The organism is Acidovorax sp. Leaf73, from assembly GCF_916855635.1.
Taxonomy (GTDB): domain Bacteria; phylum Pseudomonadota; class Gammaproteobacteria; order Burkholderiales; family Burkholderiaceae_C; genus Acidovorax; species Acidovorax facilis.
This window is the reverse complement of sequence record NZ_CAKASI010000001.1, coordinates 683,216-704,112: the sequence shown is the minus strand read 5'-3', so window position 1 is coordinate 704,112 and position 20,897 is coordinate 683,216. Positions and strand designations below refer to the sequence as shown.

The following is a 20,897-nucleotide window of genomic DNA, read 5'->3' as shown; positions in this document are numbered from 1 at the left end:
TAATCCTACCACGCCCGTACCCTACAATCTTGAATTCAAGATAATTTCATCACCAACACCATGGCCACTCAACGCCAACCCGACGCCGTGGACGCCATCCTGGCCCAGTGGCACCGTGAGCGCCCCGACCTGGACGTGAGCCCCATGGGCCCCATCGGCCGCATCAAACGCTGCGCCGCGCTGTTGCAGCGCAGGCTCGACGAGACCTTTGCCGAATTCGGCCTGAGCTATTGGGAGTTCGACGTGCTGGCCACGCTGCGCCGCAGCGGCGCTCCACACTGCCTGGCACCGACCACGCTGTTTTCCACGCTCATGGTCACCTCGGGCACCATGACGCACCGCATGGGCAAGCTCGAAGCCCAGGGCTGGATCACCCGCCGGCCCAACCCCGACGACGCGCGCAGCTCGCTGGTACAGCTCACGCCCGAGGGGTTGGCACTGATCGACCGCGCAGTGGAAGCCCATGTGGCCAACGAGCACCGCATCCTGGCGCCACTGAAGGCCGCTGACCTTGCGGCACTTGACGCCCGGCTGGCACTGCTGCTGGCGGCGCTGGAGTCGCCCACAGGGCAGTAATTACCCCCGGCCATGGGTACTGCGCAGTAACATGGCGGGATGCCCCAAAACCACCTCACCATCCTCACCGGCGCATCGCGCGGCATGGGCCTGGCCATGGCCCAGCAGCTTTTGAAGAGCGGCAACACCCTGGTCTGCATCGCGCGCAGCACCAACGCCGACCTGGCCATTGAAGCGAAAGCGGCAGGCGTCACCATCGAACAGTGGCAGCAAGACCTGTCGCAGGGCGAACAGGCCGCCCACAAGCTGCAGGCCTGGCTGCAGGCGCAAGGCCCGCAGGCATTTGCCAGCGCCACGCTGATCAACAACGCGGGCATGATTCCGCAGATTGCACCGCTGTCACACAGCAATGTGGACGACCTGGCCACCGCCCTGCGTGTGGGGCTGGAAGCGCCCATGCAACTGACCGCCGCCTTCCTGGGTGCAACGGACAGCTGGACGGTGCCCCGCAAGGTACTCAACATCTCCTCGGGCCTGGGCCGCCGGGCCATGGCCTCACAGGCCGCCTACTGCGGGGCCAAGGCCGGCATGGACCACTTCACGCGCTGCGTGGCGCTGGACGAGGCCCTCAAGCCCCATGGTGCCAAGGTATGCTCGCTGGCGCCTGGAGTGATCGACACCGACATGCAGGTCCAGCTGCGCGGCGCCGACCCGGCCGCCTTCCCGGACCGCCAGAATTTCGCCAACCTCAAGACGGGTGGCCAACTCACATCGCCCACCGACGCCGCTATCCGCGTGCTCGCCTGGCTGGAGCGCGCAGACTTTGGCACCAACCCGGTGGCCGATGTCAGAGATGCCTAAAGCCCCGAAACTCCTGTTTTTATAGCTGCTCGCGCTTTCTGGATAAGCGCTAGCGGCCAATTTAGCCTCAAATTCATCTGAAAGGACCTCCCCATGACCCGTGAAGTCGTCGTCGTCAGCGCAGTGCGCACCGCCATTGGCACCTTTGGTGGCAGCCTGAAGGACGTGCCTCCTACCGAACTGGGCGCACTCGTGGTGCGCGAATCGCTTGCACGTGCCAACGTGGAAGGCAAGGACGTGGGCCACGTGGTGTTTGGCCATGTGGTCAACACCGAACCCAAGGACATGTACCTGTCGCGCGTGGCGGCCATCAACGGTGGCTGCGGCGAAGGCACGCCTGCTTTCAACGTGAACCGCCTGTGTGGCTCGGGCCTGCAGGCCATCGTCAACGCCAGCCAGTCCATCCTGCTGGGCGACACCGACGTGGCGATTGGCGCCGGCGCTGAAAACATGAGCCGCGTGCCCTTTGCCAGCCTGAACATGCGCTGGGGTGCCCGCATGGGCGACACCAAGATGGTGGACATGATGATCGGCGCTCTGCACGACCCCTTCCACAACATCCACATGGGTGTGACGGCCGAGAACATTGCCGCCAAATGGGGCATCACGCGTGAAGACCAGGACAAGCTGGCGGTGGAAAGCCACAACCGCGCCGAACGCGCCACGCAAAATGGGGTGTTCAAAGACCAGATCGTCCCCGTCACGCTCAAAAGCAAAAAGGGCGACGTGTTGTACGCCACCGACGAGCACTTCCGCCCAGGCGCCACGATGGACGACCTGGCCAAGCTCAAGCCCGTGTTCATCAAGGAAAACGGCACGGTGACGGCCGGCAACGCCTCGGGCATCAACGACGCTGCCGCCGCCGTGGTGCTGATGGAAGCCGGTGCCGCCAAGGCCCGCGGCGCCAAGCCCCTGGCACGCCTGGTGGCCTACGCCCACGCAGGTGTAGACCCCAAGTACATGGGCATCGGCCCCGTGCCTGCCACGCAGCTGGCGCTGAAAAAGGCGGGCCTCACCGTCAACGACCTGGACGTGATCGAAGCCAACGAAGCCTTTGCCGCCCAGGCCTGCGCAGTGACCAAGGACCTGGGCCTGGACCCTGCCAAGGTCAACCCCAATGGCTCGGGTATTTCGCTGGGCCACCCTATTGGCGCCACCGGCGCGCTCATCACCGTGAAAGCCATCCACGAGCTGCAACGCATCCAGGGCCGCTATGCGCTGGTGACCATGTGTATCGGCGGCGGCCAGGGCATTGCAGCGATTTTTGAACGCATCTGACCTCCCTGCGGGTGGGAACACTGCCATCGCCACCCGCGATGCTGCCACCCGCCATTGGCAAGGCGGGCGCCTCCGGTCATCAGCGATCATTGGCGCCCGCTGACCCAGATCAGCCAGGTGGCGTGTGCCCAGCCACCGCCTGCACATTCCATGAACCGACGGAGACAAACCACACCATGATTCGCACCCTGCTTTCCTTCACCGCGATCGCTTTTGCCGTGGGCACCACCGCGCACGCCCAGGCACCCGCACCGGCTGCGGCCTACCCCACCAAGCCCATCCGCCTGATCGTGCCCTTCCCGCCCGGCGGCGGCACCGACATCCTCTCGCGGCTGGTGGCCACCAAACTCACCGAAAGCGCCAAGTGGACCGTGGTGGCCGACAACAAGGCCGGCGCGGGCGGCACCATCGGCATTGGCGAAGCTGTCAAGGCCGCGCCCACGGGCTATGACCTGGTGATGGGCCAGAAGGACAACCTCGTGATCGGCCCCTGGTTGTACAAAAACCTGCCCTGGGACCCCACCAAGGACCTGACCGCCATCGCCCACGTGGCCTACACGCCCGTGGTCATCGCCACCAGCGTCAACTCCAAGTACAAAACGCTGGCCGACGTGGTGGCCGCCGCCAAGGCCTCGCCCGGCACCATCACCTATGGCTCGCCCGGCAACGGCACCTCCATCCACCTGGCAGGTGACCTGTTCGAGAAGGCCGCAGGCGTCAAGCTGAGCCACATCCCGTACAAAGGATCGAACCCCGCGTTGATGGATGCGCTGGCGGGCAACGTGGACCTGCTGGTCTCGTCCCTGCCCTCTGCCATGGGCCAGATCAAGGCAGGCAAGCTGCGTCCGCTGGCCGTCACGTCGGCCAAGCGCAGCTCGTCGCTGCCCGAAGTGCCCACCGTGGCCGAGTCGGGCTTCAAGGACTTTGATGTGAGCACCTGGTACGGCGTGTTTGCCCCAGCCGGTACACCCGCCGCCGTGGTGACCACCGTGAACGCTGAAATCAACAAGCTGCTGGCCACGCCCGACATGAAGGCCGCCATCCAGGCCCAGGGCGCCGAGCCCGAAGCCATGTCGCCCGCACAGTTTGGCACCCTGCTCAAGACCGACTACGCCAAGTGGAAGGGCATCGTGGAAGCCTCCGGCGCAAAGATTGAGTGACCCCCTGAGGCGCTTCGCGCCTTCCCCCTGAAGGGGGACGCACCCGGTGGCCTGGCGGAGCCAGATCCACGGGTGCACTGGTGGGAGGCGCGCCTGTTCCGCGAGCTGTGGGAAGCGGATGCGCAGCGTTGTCGAGAACTGCCATCAAAAACGGCCCCGTAAGGAGCCGTTTTTTTATGGAGCAACTCGCTCAGTCGCGCACCACCAGCACGGGGATATGCACCACACCCAGCACGCGCTGCGTGACGCTGCCCAGCACCAGCTTTTCAAGGCCGCGCCGACCGTGGGAACCCATCACGATGAGATCGGCGCCTGTGCTCTCCAGCGCGCGCAGGATGCCGTCGTGCACGGCATGGCCCTCGCCCACCACGGTGGTCACAGCCACACCGGCTTCGGCCATGGCTTTGCGCGTGGCTTCCAGGGCCGCGTTGGCTTCGGAGGTAGCGGCATTGATGTACTGCGCCTGGCCATACGCAAAATCGGCCCCCACGCCCGTGAAGGGATAGGGGTCTACCACATAGACCGCCGTCACGGCGCTGCCAAAGGTCTTGGCCAGCCCGGCCGCCTTGGACACGGCCAGCATCGAGGTGTTGGAACCATCGACTGGAACCAGAATGTGCTTGAACATGGTGCTTCTCCTTGGGTTGATGGGTGAGTCAAGCTTGTGGCCCGACTTCTTGAACCAGAGTGTGAACCGCCACCATACCCCGCATCTTGATTCGCATCAAATCGGCTGCACACATGCGCTGCTGCAGGCGCTTGTGTTCAGGCTGCCGGGGTCTGCCCCACCACGTCCGCCCCCTGAAAGTTGCCGCGGCGGCAGGTGACCACCAGGGTGTCGCGGTACCCGCCTTCGGCCAACGGCTGAATGGGGGTGGACTCGTGGATCATGCGGGCATCGTCCAGCAGCAGCAAAGACCACGGCTCGGTCAGCGTAAAGCGCTGGCCGCTCGGGCCTGCGGCCTCGAACACGCGCGTCTCGCCGCCCTTGACGCCCTCGCGCCCCACCAGGAAGACGGCCACCAGGTCCACGCCATCGCGGTGCGCCCCCTCGGGCGTGGGCCGGCCAATGCCGTCGGTGGTGTCGATGCGGAACTGGTGCGCCTCGATGAACCAGGGCACGGGCGCCTCGGACGGAGCAAACACGGCATCGGACACCCCAGCCAGCGCAGCCAGCAGCTGCTGCCACACCGGCTGGGCCACGGTGGCAGCCTCCATGGGCGCAAACCAGCGCTCCATGCCGCCATGCAGCGCGTTGTATTCCACAGGTTGCCAGTGCGCCCGGTGCGGTGCCTGCTGCAGTTGCCCGCCCTGCACCACAAAACACGCATGGCGGCGGCGCCGGTAGCGGCCACCGTCCTTCAGAAAATCATCGGGCGGCAACGCCGCCCAGTCGCCATTCAGGGCCATCAGCGACGAAAGATCGCAGCCCACCCAGCGGGCCACATCGGCAGGCGACAGAACGGCGTAGCCCGCCTGGCGAAGCTGGCTCGCCACATCGGAGGGAGCCGTGAACGGAGGAGAAAAAGTGACTTGGGCCATAGAAGCCCGAGCTTAACCGCTGGCGCCGCAGGTCTTCTGCGGTGGCTCAAGCAAGGTGCGGCAGGGCCTGCCACCTGCGTGGCATCCCGCAGCACTGCAATCGGCCTTCCCCCTCAGTCGTTAGCCGCTCGCCGCTCGCCGCTCGCCATTAGCCATTAGCCGTTAGCCGTTAGCCGTTAGCCGTTAGCCTATCAATCGCGGTTGCCGTGGCCCTTGCCGTTGCCATGGCCGCGCCCCCGGTCATGGTCACGGTCGTGCTTGCCACCGTGGCGGTGGTCATCGTCCCAGCGGCGGTCATCGCGGCCGTGGGCACGGGGTGGAGGGCCACGGCGTGGTGGTGGCTCCTGCACAAAATACACCGGTTGGTTGCAGGCGTTGTAGCGGCCACAGTGTTTGCCCCAGTTCTTGGCATGGCCGGGCGGCACATACAGGTAGATGGGTGCCCGTGGCACCACCACTGCCGGGCGGTGGATGATGACCGGCTCGGCGTAGATCAGCGGCGGTGGTGGCGCATTGCCGATGTTGATGCGGCCGTACACGCCGGGCGCCAGTTCGCCGCCCACGGTGGCGTTGACATAGGCCTGCGCGTGGGCGCCGCCAGCGGCTGCCAGCAGCAGCGCGGCCATCGCGCCAGACAGGAGAAGACGGAGTGAGTGCATCGTGGTCATGGTGGTGTTTTTCATGGGGGACTCCTTGTTTTTGCCACCCGGAGCCGCCACCCGTTGGGAGGCTGCGGTAGGCTGGCCCTGGTTTGTAACAAGGCCTGCCACACCCTACACCGCGCAGGGTGCACAGGATGTAAGGAAATGGCGACAGAACCCCTTGCCGGCCTCGCAGCGGTCAATTTTACAAGCAAAATTTGCTTCTAGCGCTTACCTATCAAGCGCCAGCAGCTATCAAAATAGAAGCACCCTCCAACAACAGACGGCCCTACACCACCGCCCCTGCCGGCGCCTCCCGCAGTGCGCTGGCAGGTCCGGGCCGCCCAAACAGGTAGCCCTGCCACATGTGGCAGCCCAGGCTGGCCAGCATGTCGCGCTGCTCGCAGGTTTCCACGCCTTCGGCAATCACGCCCAGGTCCAGGCTCTGGGCCAGGGTGACGATGGTGCGGGCAATGCTGGCATCGTTGGCGTCGGTGAGCAGGTCGCGCACAAAACTCTGGTCGATCTTGAGCTGGTCCAGCGGCAGGCGCTTGAGGTAGCTCAGGGACGAGTACCCGGTGCCGAAGTCGTCGAGCGAAAACCCCAGGCCCAGCGCCCGCAGCGTGGTCATGCGCTCGATCGTATCCTCCACGTCGTCGAGCAACAGGGTCTCGGTCAGCTCCAGCTTCAAGCGCTGCGGATTGGCGCCCGTCTCTTCAAGCACCCCCAGCACCTCGTCCACAAAGTGCGGGTGGCGGAACTGGCGCGCGCTCACGTTCACGGCCAGAGTCCAGTGCGCGGTTGCGGGGTCTTGGGCCCACTCCACCAGCTGCAGGCAGGCGGTGCGCAATATCCACGCCCCCAGCGGCACGATGAGGCCCGAGGCCTCGGCCACCGGAATGAACTCGGCCGGCGACACCAGCCCCCGCTGCGGGTGCTGCCAGCGCACCAGCGCCTCGGCCCCCACCATGCCGCGGGCTTGGCTGATCTGGGCCTGGTAGTGCAGCAGGAACTGGCCGTCGCGCAGAGCCTCGCGCATCCCGGACTCCAGGGCCGTGCGCGCCGTGACGGCGGCCTGTGTGCGCGGATCAAAGAACCGCATCGTGTTGCGCCCGGCACCCTTGGCCTGGTACATGGCCATGTCGCCCCGCTTGAGCAGTTCGTCCACTGAGCCCTGCGCATCGGCATACAGCGCCACGCCGATGCTGCACGAGCTGTGGTACGTGTGCCCCCCAAGCGGATAGCCTTGCGCCAATGCGAGCAGCACCGCGCGCCCCACGGTTTCTGCCTGGGCAGCGGCCTCGTGGGCCTGTGGGCTCAGCCCCTCGATCAGCAGCACAAATTCGTCGCCCCCCAGCCGCGCCACGGTGTCGCCGCTGCGCACACAGCCGCCAAGGCGGGCCGCCACCTGGCGCAAGAGCTGGTCGCCAAACTCGTGGCCCTGCGTATCGTTCAGATCCTTGAAGTTGTCCAGGTCCACAAACAGCAGCGCCCCGCCCGCACCGGAGCGCGCCGAGGTGGCCAGGCTGTGCTGCAGACGGTCGTTCATGAGGCGGCGGTTGGGCAGACCGGTGAGCGGGTCGTAGAACGCGAGCAGACGGATCTCCTCCTCGGCAGCCTTGCGGTGCGAGATGTCGGTCAGCGTGCCCACATAGTGCGTAACCTCGCCCTGTGCAGAACGCACAGCCGTCACCGTGATCCACGCGGGGTACACCTCGCCGTTCTTGCGCCGGTTCCACACTTCGCCCTGCCAGGCACCGGTGCTGCGCAGCGCACTGTGCAGGCCTTCGTAGAACTGCGCATCGTGGCGGCCAGACTGCAGCAATGCGGGGGTCTGGCCCACGAGCTCCTCCACCGTATACCCCGTGAGGCGTACATACGACTGGTTGGCCTTGAGGATGCGCTGGTCCGGCCCCGTAACCACCATGCCCTCGAAGGACTCGAACACGGACGCCGCGATCCGCAGCGACTCCTCGGCCCGGCTGCGCTCTGTGATGTCGGTGGAGATGCCGCACAGCGCGTGGATGCTGCCGTCGGGCAGGCGAAGGGGAATCTTGACCGACAGGTAGGCACGGGTCACGCCATCGGCCAGGTGGGTATTGACCTCTTCCACCTCCAGCCGCTCGCCGTGCTCCAGAACGCGCCGGTCGTTCTCCTGGATCTGTACGGCAGTGGCCTGGTCAAAAAAAGCCGTGTCGTCCTGCCCCACCACCTCGCTCGCGGGCCGCCCGAACAGCTCCAGGATATGGTGGTTCGCATACTGGTAGCGATAGTCCCGCCCCTTGATGTAGATGAAGGCACCCACGCTGTCGAGGATGGCCGCCAGCTTCTGCTCGCTGACCTGAAGGTGGCGTGTGCGCTCCTGCACCTTGCGCTGCAGCACCACGGCCGAGAGCGCGGCCAGCAGCCCGAACAACGCCAGCCCCGCCACACCCCACCACACCCAGGGGGGAATGCGCGCGCCCTGGTCTTGCCCGCCCCAGCGGCGCAGAACCTGGGTGTACTGCGCGTCGGCACCGCTGCGCCAGTCCTGCACTGATCGATCAATGGCATCCAGCACATCGGCGTTGCGTCCGAGGCCGGTGGCAAAGTACAAGGTGGCGGGCTGGAACACGATGCCCGAATCCGCCAGCCCATACTGGGCCGCATGGAAGTTGCCGAACAGGTGGTTGGCAATCACCGCATCCGCATCGCCGTTCTGTACAAATTCGAAAGCCTCGGTCAGTGTGGACGCGTCGATCAGCAGCACCGCGATGCCAAAACTGTCCATCATGCTCTGGAAGGTTGCGCGCTGCACCGAGCCCTTGAGCACCGCCACGCGCTTGCCCGCCAGGTCGAACATCGACTGGATGGAACTGCCCCGCGCGCGGTAGACCTGCGACCAGCTGTGCAGCACGGGCGAGGCATGAAAGTCGAACAACCGCTCGCGCTCGCGGGTGCGAGCGACGTCGGGCATCAGGTCAATCTGCCCGGCTGCCAGCGCATCCAGACAGTCCTGCCAATCGCAGGGGACATAGCGCAGCGTCCACTGCTCTCGGGTGGCCACCAGCTGAAGCAGGTCCACAAAGATGCCTGAGGGCTTGCCCTCCTGGTTCACAAACACCTTGGGTTCGTTGGAATACACCCCCACGCGCAGCTCGCGCGGAGCCGCCATCGCAACGCCACCTGCCCACAGCAACGCCAACAGCACTGCCCATCGCAGCCAGCCGACGCAATGGCTCCCGAACCGGTACACGCATGGACTCACAGCTTGGCCCTATCGAAATCAGGGAAATAAGACCCATGGTAACGAAAGCTTGCAAAAACATCCAAATGCAATCTGCCACCGCCGGCTTGGAGTAGCATGTGTCCACCCCCCGCTTCGCCCAGGAGACAGCGATGCCCCACGAACGCCGCCACTTTGTCCGCGTCGGCTTTGACGCACCGGCCCTGCTGACCACATCCACCGACGCATTCAGCGTGCATGTGCTGGACCTGTCCCTCAAAGGCGCGTTGATCATGGTGCCCGCGCAGGCCGACCTGGAGCCGGGCATGCTCTGCCAGCTGACCATTCCCCTGGCCGAAACCGGCAACCACATCGCCATGTCCACCGAAGTCGCGCATACCGAAGGCCTGCACACCGGCCTGCTGTGCCGGGGCATCGATCTGGACAGCGTGACCCACCTGCGCCGCCTGATCGAACTGCAATTGGGCGACCCCGCCTTGCTGGAGCGCGACCTGGGCGAGCTGACGCTGGCTACGCCATCCCACTGACCCGGCGCATGGGAAAAGGGCTGCCGATTGCAGCCCCTGATTCCGATTCCCGGCCTGGCCACACGCCAATGGGCCACAGCGGCTGCTGCCACTGCAACTGCTACTGCCACTTCCCCTACTGAGCCTCCTGCTCCTGCAGCGCCCGCCACATCACCTTGCCACTGCCACTCTTGGGCAACGCCGCCACAAATTGCACAATGCGCGGCACCTTGTAGACCGCCATGTTCTCGCGGCACCAGTCGATGATCTGCTGCTCGGTCGTGTCCTGGTGCGTGGCGCGCAGCACCACCACGGCCTTGACCGTCTCGCCCCGATAGCTGTCTTTGGCGGCGATGATGCAGGCCTCCTGGATGGCTGGGTGGCGGAACATCAACGCCTCCACCTCGGCAGGCCAGACCTTGAAGCCGCTCGCATTGATCATGCGCTTGAGCCGGTCGGTCAAAAAGAAATAGCCGTCCTCGTCCATGCGCCCCAAGTCCCCCGAACGGAAGAACCGCTTGCCCTCGAACTCGATGAAGGCCGAGGCCGTGGCATCCGGCCTCTTCCAGTAACCCTCGAACACCTCGGGGCCATGGATGATGATCTCGCCCTGCTCGCCCACGGGCAGCTCCTGCAGCGTGTCGGGGTCGATCACCCGCGCGTCGGTGCTCATGAACGGAATGCCCAGGCACTGCTGCTTGGGGTGGTCGGGCGGGTTGGCGTGCGACGGAGCGGCTGTCTCGGTCAGGCCATAGCCCTCGGAATACCGCAGGCCATACTGCTCCAGCAAGCGCTGCGCCACTGCCTGCGGCATGGCGGCCCCACCCCCACCGATATAGGCCAGGCTGGACAGGTCATAGCTGGCAAAGTTCGGGCTGCCCAGCAGGTCGATGACCATGGTGGGAATGTTGGTCCAGGTGGTGACCTGGTAGCACGATATCAGGCGCCCGGCCAGGTCGCGGTCCCACCGGGGCATGATGACCAGCGTGGCGCCGCAGTAGATCGACGTGTGCATCACGCTCACCATGCCGGTGATGTGGAACATGGGCACCACCGCCAGCGTCACATTGTCGGCTGACCCATTGCCCCACAGGCTGGCGGCCACCGTGTTGTGCATGATGCTTTTGTGCAGGTGCATACAGCCCTTGGGCAGACCGGTGGTGCCACTGGTGTAGGGCAGCAGCGCCAGGTCGGCTGGGCCAACCGACAGAGCGGGTGGCGCTTCCGCACAGGCCAAGGCGTCCGTCCAGGCGCGGGCCTGCCCGCCCTCCAGTGCAGGCAGCGGGTGGCGCGTGCCCAGCCAGTCCATCCATGCTTTAGGCGGCGCATCGATGCCGGTCACGTTCACGTCGAACGCATCCGAAAACTGCGTGACCACCAGATGCGCCAGGCGCTCACCAGGGGCCAACGCATTGCTGGCCTTGGCCATCTCGGGGGCCAGGTCACCGGTGGTGATCGCCACCTTGGTGTCGGGGTCGGTGATGTAGTGCTTGAGCTCCTCGGCCCGGTTCATGGGGTTGACGGGCACCACCACCGCGTTGGCCCGCAGGATGGCGAAATGCGCCATCACCAGCTGCGGGCAGTTCTGCATGCACAGCACCACACGGTCGCCGCGCTGCACGCCCAGCTGGGCCAGCCGCGCAGCCAGGCGCTCCGCGCCTTCCATCAATTGCCGATAGCTGACCGTGGTCCCAAAAAACACCAGCGCCGCCTTGTCGGGGTAGCGGCGTGCATTGGTCGCCAGGTTGTCCCACAGCGAGGTGGCAGGCAGGGTGATGGACTTGGGCAGCCGACGGGGCCAGAACTTGTAGTGAGCGCGCATGGAGCAGGGATTCCTTTGAAGAACACAGCCTAGTTCGCATGGTGCCCCACGGCATTGGGGATGGCACTGATGCTGCGTCGCGCATGTGACGCCGAGGTACCGGTCGCACGCGGCGCAGTGACCACAGGCTGGCGGCGCAGCGCCAGCGCTTCTGGGGCGGCTGTGATCGAGGTGCGTCGGCTACCATCGTCACCACGCCGCTTGTTCCTCCTACCTACCAAGACTCGACGACATGCTGACCCTCGTCTATTACGCCCTGATGCTCCTGGTCGGATACGTCTTTTACCGGTACGGACAGAAGTTGCTCAACCAGGGCTTGCGCGACGAGAACGATGAGTTCACCAAACCACCTGTCGGGCCCATCGGCTTCTTGCTCGTTGCCGGTTTGGGTTGCTACCTTTTGTTCGAAGCCCTGCGCGCAGCGGTGCTGCGCGAAATTCCCTGCGTTGGAAAGGGCTGCGCCGGGCAGGTCTACACCCTGGCAGAGCATTCCGGCCAGTACTGGGCCAACCTGTTTTTTGTGGTGTGGTTGGTGCTCGCCCTGGGCTACACGATGTACGTGACGATCAAGATCTGGACCAGGGGGTAAGGCGCAGGCCTCCACCCCGGCCATCAGCTATTGACCTGCGCCCACAGCTTGTCCAACCGCTTCACGCTCACCGGCTGGGGCGTGCGCAGCTCTTGCGCAAAGAAGCTCACGCGCAGTTCCTCCAGCAGCCAGCGCAGTTCTTGCATGCGCGCATCCACCTGCCCCTTGCGCTCGGCCACCAGGCGCCAGTAGCGCTGCTCTTGCGGGCGCAGCTCGGCCAGCTTGGCAGCGTCACGGGCGGGCTCGGCGCGGTATTTATCAAGCCGCAGCGTGATGGCTTTGAGGTAGCGGGCGTAGTGGGCCAGTTGCGTCCACGGGGCCACGGCAATGAAGTTCTTGGGCACCAGGCGCTGCAGCTGCTGCAGTGCGTCCGCTGTGGCTTCGGGGGCGTTTTTGGTGTCCTTGATCTTGCGGGCGGCGACTGCGTATTCAGTGAGGATGGTGGCGGCCAGGCGCGCCACCTCATTGGCGATCAACGTGAGGCGCCCCCTGCCCTCTTCTACGCGGCGTTTGAAGGCAACTTCGTCGGTCGGCAGCGGGTCGAGCAAAAAGGCCCGGTCCAGCGCCACGTCGATGATCTGGGTGCGCAGCTCTTCTTGCGTACCCAGGGGCATGTAGGCCACGGCCATCTTCTGCAGGTCGGGGATGTTTTTTTCCAGGTACTTGAGGGCGTCCTTGATCTGCAGCGCAAACAGGCGGCGCAGGCCCGCGCGGTGTTTGGCGGCGGCGACTTCGGGCTCGTCAAAAACCTCGATGGTCACAGCGTCGCCGCCGTCGATGAGCGCCGGAAAGCCGATCAGCGTCTGCCCGGCCTTTTTGATCTCCATCAGCTCGGGCAGCTCGCCAAACGTCCAGGTGGTGTAGCGCTGGCCTGCGGGGGCCGATGGGGTAACGCTCGCAGGTTTCGCGGTGGCGGGCGCTGCCCCCTTTACTCCTGATTTAGTAGCTGCTTGCGCTTTACCATCAAGCGCTGGAGGCATTTTTGACTCATTTTTTTCACTCTCTGCCGCCCCGCCACTGAGCTTGAGCCCTGCCAGCGCCTGGAACGCCCCGCGCGCCTTGGCACCCCACTCGGCCTTGAGCGCACCCAGGTTGCGGCCATGGCCCAACTGGCGGCCGTGCTCATCGACCACGCGGAAGTTCATGAACAGGTGCGGGCTGAGCATGTCGAGCTTGAAGTCGGCGCGCTTCACATCGAGCGAGGTTTCGTCACGCACCTGCTTGAGTAGCACGTCGGTGAGGCTGCCGGTGCCAAAGCGCTCGGGCGTGCCCAGCAGCTCGGCCAGCCGCTTGGCTGACTCGGGCAGCGGCACAAAGCGGCTGCGTGGGCGCTGCGGCAGGCTTTTGAGCAGCGCCTGGATCTTGTCCTTGAGCATGCCCGGCACCAGCCATTCACAGCGCTCGTCGCTCACCTGGTTGAGCACGAAGAGCGGAATGGTCACGGTGATGCCGTCGCGCGCATCGCCGGGCTCGTGCAGGTAGCTGGCGGCGCAGTCCACACCACCGAGGCGCACGGTGCGTGGGAAGGCATTGGTGGTGATGCCTGCGGCCTCGTGGCGCATCAGTTCTTCGCGGGTGAGCTTGAGCAGATCAGGCTGTTTTTTACTTTCTTCGCGGTACCAAGCCTCAAAGCTGTGGCCGCTGCATACCTCGGGCGGCAGCTGCTGATCGTAGAAGGCGTAGATGAGTTCGTCGTCCACCAGCACGTCCTGGCGGCGGGACTTGTGCTCCAGCTCTTCGACCTTGGCAATGAGCTTCTGGTTGGCGGCCAGGAAAGGCAGCTTGGTCTCCCAGTTGCTGCCCACCAGCGCCTCGCGGATGAACACCTCGCGCGCAGCGTGCGGGTCTACCTTGCCGAAGTTCACGCGGCGGTTGTTGTAGACCACGATGCCGTAGAGCGTGGCGCGCTCCAGCGCCACCACTTCGGCAGACTTTTTCTCCCAGTGCGGGTCGAGCAGCTGCTTGCGCAGCACATGCCCGCCAATCTGCTCCAGCCACTGCGGCTCAATGGCCGCAATGCCCCGGCCAAACAGACGCGTGGTTTCCACCAGTTCCGACGCCACGATCCAGCGGCCGGGCTTCTTGTTCAGGTGCGCGCCTGGGTGTTTGTAGAACTTGATGCCGCGCGCGCCCAGGTACCAATCTTCCTCGTCGCTCTTGGCGCCCACGTTACCCAGCAGCCCGGCCAGCATCGACAGGTGCAGCTGCTCGTAGCTGGCGGGCTGGGTGTTGATCTGCCACTTGTGCTCGGTGACCACCGTGAGCAGCTGGGTGTGGATGTCGCGCCACTCGCGCAGGCGCCGGATGCTGATGAAGTTCTGGCGCAGCAGCTGCTCGTACTGGCGGTTGCTGAGTTTGTGAGTCGCAGCGGGGACGGCGGCGGGTACAGCAGCAGGCGCTGCGGCAGGACTGCCCCCGCCACTGCGCTGCGCCACCGGCAAGTAGGCCTGCGAAGGCGCTTTCTGCGCGGCCATCGCCTTCTGGGCACGGGCCGATGGCAGGCTGGGTGCTCCGCCCCGCGCTTCGTTGATCCACTTCCACAGCTTGAGGTAGCCGCTGAACTCGCTCTTGTCGTCGTCGAACTTGGCGTGCGCCTGGTCGGCCTGCTGCTGCGCCTCCATCGGGCGGTCGCGCACGTCCTGAACGCTCAGGGCGCTGGCAATCACCAGGACTTCATCGAGCGCCTTGCGGTCGCGCGCCTCGATGATCATGCGGCCCACGCGCGGGTCCAGCGGCAGGCGCGACAGTTCCACGCCCATGGGGGTCAGCTCGTTGGCGTCATCCACCGCACCCAACTCGGCCAGCAGCTGGTAGCCGTCGGCAATCGCGCGGCCCGAAGGCGCCTCGATGAAGGGGAACTGCGTCACGTCGCCCAGGTGCAGCGACTTCATGCGCAGGATGACGCCTGCCAGCGATGACCGCAGGATTTCGGGGTCGGTAAAACGGGGGCGGCCATTGAAACCGGCCTCGTCATACAGGCGAATGCAGATGCCGTTGGCCACTCGGCCGCAGCGGCCAGCACGCTGGTTGGCGGCGGCCTGGCTGACGGGCTCGACCAGCAGCTGCTCGACTTTGCTACGGAAAGAATAGCGCTTCACGCGTGCTGTTCCTGCGTCAATGACGTACCGCACGCCTGGTACGGTGAGCGAAGTCTCGGCCACGTTGGTGGCCAGCACGATGCGGCGGCCCGTGTGGCCGTCAAAGATGCGGTCCTGCTCCGCCTGGGACAAACGCGCGAACAGCGGCAGCACCTCGGCATTGCGCATCACGGGCTGGTGCGACAGATGCTTGCGAAGGTGGTCGGCCGCTTCGCGGATCTCTCGCTCGCCGGGCAAAAACACCAGGATGTCACCGGCCGCATTGCCTTGCCACAGCTCGTCCACACCATCGGCAATGGCTTCGTTCAGGCCGTAGTCGCGGCTTTCTTCAAACGGGCGATAGCGCTGCTCCACCGGGAAGGTGCGGCCCGACACCATGATGACGGGGGCCGGGCCCTTGGCCGACTCAAAGTGCTTGGCAAACCGGTCCGCATCAATCGTGGCCGAGGTAACGATGACCTTCAGATCAGGCCTGCGCGGCAGGATCTGGCGGATGTAGCCCAGCAGGAAGTCGATGTTGAGGCTGCGTTCGTGCGCCTCGTCAATGATGATGGTGTCGTAGTTCTTGAGCAGCGGGTCGGTCTGCGTCTCGGCCAGCAAGATACCGTCGGTCATGAGCTTGACGGAGGCATCGCGCGACAGGCGGTCCTGGAACCGCACCTTGAAGCCCACCACATCACCCAGCGGCGTGTTCAGCTCTTCGGCAATGCGCTTGGCCACGCTGCTGGCCGCAATGCGGCGCGGCTGGGTGTGGCCGATGAGCTGGCCCTTGGTGCCTGGCTTGGCGTTGCACTTGCCCCGGCCCAGCGCCAGTGCAATCTTGGGCAACTGCGTGGTCTTGCCTGAGCCCGTTTCGCCGCACACGATGATGACCTGGTGCTTCTTGATGGCCTCCATGATCTCTTCGCGCTTGCCCGATACGGGCAGGGACTCAGGAAAGGTGATGCGCAGCGGCGCACTGCGCGGGGCGGTTGGCAAGGGGTGGGGAGGCGCGGATTCGGTCATGGAGGGCTGCATTATCCGAGCCGGGCGTTGGCCGCGTGCAACACGGGCCATGCGCGCGGTTGCCAGCCCGGGTGCGGGGCTTCCACAATCGCGCCTCGACTGGCGATGCCTCCGCGGCCAATGCCCCCAGGAATACCGAATGCCCCGACAGCCATCCGCCCAGAACCTTGTTGATCAGCCCCGCCTTTTTCCTGCATCGCGCCGTGGTTGGCTGACCTGGGCGGGCACCAGCGCGATGGCATCGCTGCTGCCCGGTTGTGGTGGCAGCAGCACTGCATCCCCCACCCTCACAACGACCATTGCCTGGGGGCGCAAGGAAATTCGCGAAGCCATGCAAAGCAGCAAGATGCGAGCGGCCTCCGTGGCACTGCTGCACAACGACCACATCGTCTGGCAAGAGGCCTTCGGGGCGCTGGATACAAACGCCACCACGCCCGCAACGCCCGACACACGCTTTAACGTCGGCTCCGTCAGCAAGGTGCTCGCGGCGCTGGCCATCATGGTGCTGGTAGACCGCAGGCTCGTGCAGTTGGATGCTCCGGTGGTGGCCTACCTGCCGCAGTTCGCGATGCTGTCGCCGGGCTACCGCGACATCACCGCCCGGCACCTGCTGAGCCATGCCTCGGGGTTGCCCGGCACCTACCTGCACAACATGTTTGCCTTTGCGCCGCTGCCGGGCTATGCCGCCGAGGTGGAGGCAGCGATGGCCAATGTGCACCTCAAGCACGCCCCCGGCACCATGGCGGTGTATTGCAACGACGGTTTCACGCTGATCGAGCGCATCGTGCTGGCCGTCACCGGGCAAACCTACCCGGCGTTTGTGCAGTCCGCCCTGCTCAACCCGCTGGGCATGGCCCGATCAGGCTATACGCTGCAGCCGTTGCCACCGGGCAGCTTTGCCCCCGGCAGCATCAGCGACGCGCCGCAGGGCCAGGAGTTCGTGATGGGCTACGCCACGGGCGGGCTGTGCACCACACCCGGCGACATGATGAAGCTGGCCGCGATGCTCATCCAGGGCGGCGAGCACGATGGCCAGCGCATCGTGTCGAAAACCAGCGTGGCCGAGATGGGCAGGATTCAGAACCAGGGCATGCACCCCGGCCTCACCCCCGACTGGCAGTCGGGCCTGGGCTGGGACAGTGCGCGGCACCCCGGCCTGGATGCCGCGGGCGTGCTCGCGTGGCAAAAGAGCGGCGGCACCATGTTTTATTCCAGCGACTTCTGCGTGCTGCCCCAGGCGGGCATGGCGGTCATGATCACCGGCAACGCCGCCAGCTTCAAGCCGGGCCCGATTGCCGAGGGCATTGCGCTGCGCGCCTTGCAGGAGACAGGGCAATTGCGTGTGCTGCCGCCCCGGGTCTCGACCGCCGCCCCCGCCATGGCCACCGCATCTTCCAGCGCGGTGGATGCCTTGCTCGGCATCTATGGCAACTATTCCGCGCCCATCAAAGCCGTCTCGCCCGATCGCCAACAGGTTGACCTGTGGTCGTGGAACCCAAAACTGCAGGACTGGAAAAACCTGAGCACCGGGCTTCGCCTGCGCAGCGATGGCTGGTGGTGGTCAGACGCCCAGCCTGGCACCCACTACCGCTGGGAGCAGTCCGAAGGCCGCCGCTACCTCCTTGCGCGCGAGGCCGCCACGGCGGGGCACTACTGGATCACCGTGCCCATCGGCCAACAGATGCCGCCCGCACCCGGCCCCCTTGCCGCCCCCTGGACTGCGCGGCTCGACTGCAACTGGCTGCTGACCAACGAAGCACCCACATCCATTCCGCTGGCCATTGGCGTGGGGGCCTCCAGACTTCGGGAGCTGCCCGAACTGCCCGGCTACCTGTTCTGGGACGAGAGCCAGTTCCTGCTGCCCTTGTCGGCGGACCGGGCCGGCATGACCGTACAGGTGCCGCTCAACGCGGGCCGTGATCTGGTGGAACTGGTCGTGCAGACGCGCGACAAGGAAGAATGGATACACGCGGCTGGTTGGATCTACCGGCGCCAAGCCTGAAAACTGCGCTGTTCATCCCCCACCGCACTGTTCTTTTCAAGCGACAAATTCAGCCGATTGCGGCGCCTTCGGCTTGCCAAGCACCGGGGGCATCGCCACAATTCGCGCTTCTTTCAGGCCGCGCCCGCCGCAACGGCAGCCCCTGAAAACACTGGAGGTCACCACCATGTTTGTTCCCTTGTTCGCTCCCGCCTGACCACAGTCCACCGCCCCGGCTGGACTGTGCATTCACAGCAATTCCAGCCACGGCAAGCGCGTTTCTGCACCTTTCATTGCAGCGCCCCACAAGCCCTGGCTCCATTGCCGGGGTTTTTTGTTTGTGGAGTGCACATGAGTGCCAAAAAACTGTCTCGGGCCTTCGCCCAGGGCGAGCTTAAGAAGCTGCGCCGCATGAAGGCGCCCCTGGTGTTGAAGCTCGAAGCCTCGGGCCCGCCCCGAAATCCTGTGGCCGTCGCGCTGGCCCAACGCAGCCTGTCCAGTGCGGCAGGCAAGCACATACGAACCCGTGGGGCCCAGCGCCGCGCGGACAACGTCGCCCTGCGCAAGGCGATCCAGACATCCCGCTTCACCGAAAGCGACTGATACAAAACGATTGAAAACCATGGACCTTTCTACCCTTCAAGAAACCACGCCGCGCGAGCGGCACACACCGGGCGCTGCCCACCGGGAGCTGCTGGCCGAGCGGCAGCAGGCGCTGGCAAATGCCGCAGCACAGCTCAAGGCCGAGCTGTTTGGCATCGACGACGTGATCGACCGCGTGATCGATGCCATCCGAGCCTGGTACGTTTTGCCCCAGCTCATCACCCGCCCCGTCATCGTCTGCCTGTGGGGCCTGACGGGCACGGGCAAGACGCAGCTCACGCGGCGCCTGGCGCAGCTGCTGGGCTTTTACGACCGTTTTGTCGAAGTGCAGATGGACGGCTTCAGCCACGGCGCGAGCTACCGCAGCTCTTCCATCTCGGGCATGCTGGGCGACTCCGGCATCCACGAGGGCGCACCGGGCATGCTGGTGCTGGACGAGTTCCAGCGCTTTCGCACAGTGAGCACCAAGGGCGAGGAGGTCAAGGTGGAGCGCTACCAGGATGTATGGACGCTGCTGTCCGACGGGCGCCTGCCGCCCGCTTTGAGTGCCCTGACCAACATCGAGCGCAAGCTGGCCGACGCGCACTACGAAGCCGAGCGCGCCGACGACAACGAGGAGGAGCGCGCCGGCAAGAAGCCCTACCGCTTTCAGCTCGACGCCTGGGACGCGCAGGAACTCAAGCGCATGCTCAAGCTGCAAGAGCCACTTGCCGAGATCATGCAGTGGCCTCCCGCACAGGTGCAGGCCCTGTTCACACGGTTCCAGCAGTCGCTTTCTTCCTGGGAGACCGACTACAGCAAGCTGCTGGTGTTCGTCTGCGGCAACCTCGACGAGATGTACCACGAGACCGCGCAGCGCGTGGAAGACTGCGACACCGACGCCGACATCTTCCACCGCCTCACGCGCAAGCTCTCCCTCATCGATGTGAAGAAGGCGCTCAGCGAACGCTTCAAGCCCGAGCAGATCGCCCGGCTGGGCAACGAGCATGTGATCTACCCCTCGTTCAACAAGGCCACCTACGAGCAGCTCATCCGCAACCTGTGTGCGCGGTATTGCGACGACATTGCCGCCCAGTGCGGCGTGCGCTTTGCCATCGGGCAGGACGTGCGCGATGAGCTGTATGCCAACGCGGTGTTCCCGGCCCAGGGCACGCGGCCGCTGTTCTCGTCGGTGCATGCCATCCTGAGCGCCAATTTGGTCAACGCCGCGCTCTGGGTGCTGGAGCAGCAGCTGCCCCTGGCGCAGGACTTTGGCATCACGCTGGCGGACGACAAGCGCCATCTGGTGGTGCGTGGCGCTGGCGCCCAAGGCAATGAGCAGCAGGCGCAGTTTGCGGTGACGCTGGAGCTCAACCGCCTCAAGCAGCGCGCCAATGCCGACTTCCGCGCCCTGCTGGCCGTGCACGAAGCAGGCCACGGGCTGGTCTACTGCCTGCTGTTCGGCCAGGCCCCGCAGGAGGTGAAGATCAACATCGCCTCGTTCGAGGGCGGCTACAACAGCTTTGCGGGTCTGAAGGTCACCACGCGGCAGAACGCGCTCGACATGATGTGCGTGGGTCTGGCGGGCCGCGTGGCCGAGGAGCTGGTGTTTGGTGAAATGGCCTGCACGACCGGCGCGGAGCAGGACTACAAGCAGGTCACGGCCGAGGCTGCGCGGTTCATTCGCCACCATGGGTTTGGCACGCGGCTGTCCCGCACCGACGTCACGGTGGAGCTGGACAACCACCTCAACACCGACGTGGAACCCAGCAACGCCGCCATCGAGGAACTGCTGCAGTCCCAATACCAGCGCGCCAGCGCCCTGCTGGGCCAGTACCGGGGTGCCCTCACCCGCCTGGTAGAGGCCCTGCTGGACCACGGCATGATCGCCCAGCCCGAGATGCAGGCGCTGATGGCCCAAAGTAGCGTGGCCATTGCGGTGGCAGCCCACACGGGGCCTGACGAAGCTCTGATCCTGGAGCCCTTTGCGGCCCGGCTGGCGGCGTTTCGGCAACAAACCGGGGGCCAGGCTGCAACTGCCCCAGACAGCGAAAGCCCTGCATGCTTATGATGCGCGACTTGGCGGCCCT

Annotated in this window: 16 protein-coding genes; 9 read left to right on the top strand and 7 right to left on the bottom strand. The window is 65.4% G+C overall.

Features of this window, described 5'->3' with window-relative positions; genetic code table 11:
* Positions 1–60: 60 nt before the first annotated feature.
* The 4 genes from LPA35_RS03345 (at position 61) to LPA35_RS03330 (ending at position 3,815) form a co-directional block, all read left to right on the top strand.
* The gene (locus LPA35_RS03345) at positions 61–576 is read left to right on the top strand and encodes a MarR family winged helix-turn-helix transcriptional regulator (protein ID WP_121419934.1); all 516 of its coding nucleotides are present in this window, start codon (positions 61–63) and stop codon (positions 574–576) included.
* A 39-nt stretch (positions 577–615) separates the two neighbouring features.
* Positions 616–1,377: an SDR family NAD(P)-dependent oxidoreductase gene (locus LPA35_RS03340; protein WP_228895045.1), complete on the top strand. Its 762-nt coding sequence runs from the start codon at positions 616–618 to the stop codon at positions 1,375–1,377.
* A 93-nt stretch (positions 1,378–1,470) separates the two neighbouring features.
* Positions 1,471–2,655 carry a beta-ketothiolase BktB gene (gene bktB, locus LPA35_RS03335; protein WP_055397440.1) on the top strand — a complete coding sequence of 395 codons (1,185 nt, stop codon included), beginning with the start codon at positions 1,471–1,473 and terminating at the stop codon, positions 2,653–2,655.
* 176 nt (positions 2,656–2,831) lie between these two features.
* Positions 2,832–3,815 carry a tripartite tricarboxylate transporter substrate binding protein gene (locus LPA35_RS03330; protein WP_055397442.1) on the top strand — a complete coding sequence of 328 codons (984 nt, stop codon included), beginning with the start codon at positions 2,832–2,834 and terminating at the stop codon, positions 3,813–3,815.
* Positions 3,816–4,005: 190 nt separating this feature from the next.
* On the opposite strand, the gene LPA35_RS03325 is transcribed toward LPA35_RS03330, so the two are convergent.
* From LPA35_RS03325 to LPA35_RS03310, 4 genes are all read right to left on the bottom strand, one after another.
* Positions 4,006–4,443 (bottom strand): universal stress protein, encoded by a 438-nt coding sequence (locus tag LPA35_RS03325; protein WP_055397444.1) that lies wholly within the window; start codon positions 4,441–4,443, stop codon positions 4,006–4,008.
* A 137-nt stretch (positions 4,444–4,580) separates the two neighbouring features.
* Positions 4,581–5,357 carry a 2OG-Fe dioxygenase family protein gene (locus LPA35_RS03320; protein WP_228895043.1) on the bottom strand — a complete coding sequence of 259 codons (777 nt, stop codon included), beginning with the start codon at positions 5,355–5,357 and terminating at the stop codon, positions 4,581–4,583.
* Between the two features lie 191 nt (positions 5,358–5,548).
* A complete protein-coding gene (locus tag LPA35_RS03315; protein ID WP_228895041.1) occupies positions 5,549–6,040 on the bottom strand; it encodes a hypothetical protein in 492 nt (163 codons plus the stop codon).
* Between the two features lie 247 nt (positions 6,041–6,287).
* Complete coding sequence (locus LPA35_RS03310) at positions 6,288–9,152, bottom strand: EAL domain-containing protein (RefSeq protein WP_228895038.1); 2,865 nt, start codon at positions 9,150–9,152, stop codon at positions 6,288–6,290.
* A 224-nt stretch (positions 9,153–9,376) separates the two neighbouring features.
* Between LPA35_RS03310 and LPA35_RS03305 the strand changes: the two genes are divergently transcribed.
* Complete coding sequence (locus tag LPA35_RS03305; RefSeq protein WP_055397452.1) at positions 9,377–9,751, top strand: PilZ domain-containing protein; 375 nt, start codon at positions 9,377–9,379, stop codon at positions 9,749–9,751.
* Positions 9,752–9,866: 115 nt separating this feature from the next.
* Here the strand turns inward: LPA35_RS03305 and LPA35_RS03300 are convergent, their stop codons facing one another.
* Entirely contained in the window at positions 9,867–11,552 is a 1,686-nt protein-coding gene (locus LPA35_RS03300; protein WP_228895037.1) for a long-chain fatty acid--CoA ligase, read from the bottom strand.
* Between the two features lie 232 nt (positions 11,553–11,784).
* Between LPA35_RS03300 and LPA35_RS03295 the strand changes: the two genes are divergently transcribed.
* Positions 11,785–12,141, top strand: coding sequence for a hypothetical protein (locus tag LPA35_RS03295; RefSeq protein WP_228895035.1), 357 nt, complete (start codon positions 11,785–11,787; stop codon positions 12,139–12,141).
* 23 nt (positions 12,142–12,164) lie between these two features.
* Here LPA35_RS03295 and hrpA read toward each other — a convergent pair whose 3' ends face one another.
* Positions 12,165–16,244, bottom strand: coding sequence for an ATP-dependent RNA helicase HrpA (gene hrpA / locus LPA35_RS03290; RefSeq protein WP_228895033.1), 4,080 nt, complete (start codon positions 16,242–16,244; stop codon positions 12,165–12,167).
* Positions 16,245–16,383: 139 nt separating this feature from the next.
* On the opposite strand from hrpA, the gene LPA35_RS03285 reads away from it, so the two are divergent.
* Entirely contained in the window at positions 16,384–18,246 is a 1,863-nt protein-coding gene (locus LPA35_RS03285; RefSeq protein WP_228895031.1) for a serine hydrolase, read from the top strand.
* Positions 18,247–18,282: 36 nt separating this feature from the next.
* On the opposite strand, the gene LPA35_RS26065 is transcribed toward LPA35_RS03285, so the two are convergent.
* A complete protein-coding gene (locus tag LPA35_RS26065) occupies positions 18,283–18,414 on the bottom strand; it encodes a hypothetical protein (RefSeq protein WP_255424281.1) in 132 nt (43 codons plus the stop codon).
* A 162-nt stretch (positions 18,415–18,576) separates the two neighbouring features.
* On the opposite strand from LPA35_RS26065, the gene LPA35_RS03280 reads away from it, so the two are divergent.
* Entirely contained in the window at positions 18,577–18,828 is a 252-nt protein-coding gene (locus tag LPA35_RS03280) for a hypothetical protein (protein WP_055397472.1), read from the top strand.
* A gap of 19 nt (positions 18,829–18,847) precedes the next feature.
* On the top strand, positions 18,848–20,878 hold the full coding sequence (locus LPA35_RS03275) for an AAA family ATPase (RefSeq protein WP_228895029.1): 2,031 nt from the start codon (positions 18,848–18,850) through the stop codon (positions 20,876–20,878).
* The last annotated feature ends 19 nt before the right edge of the window (positions 20,879–20,897 follow it).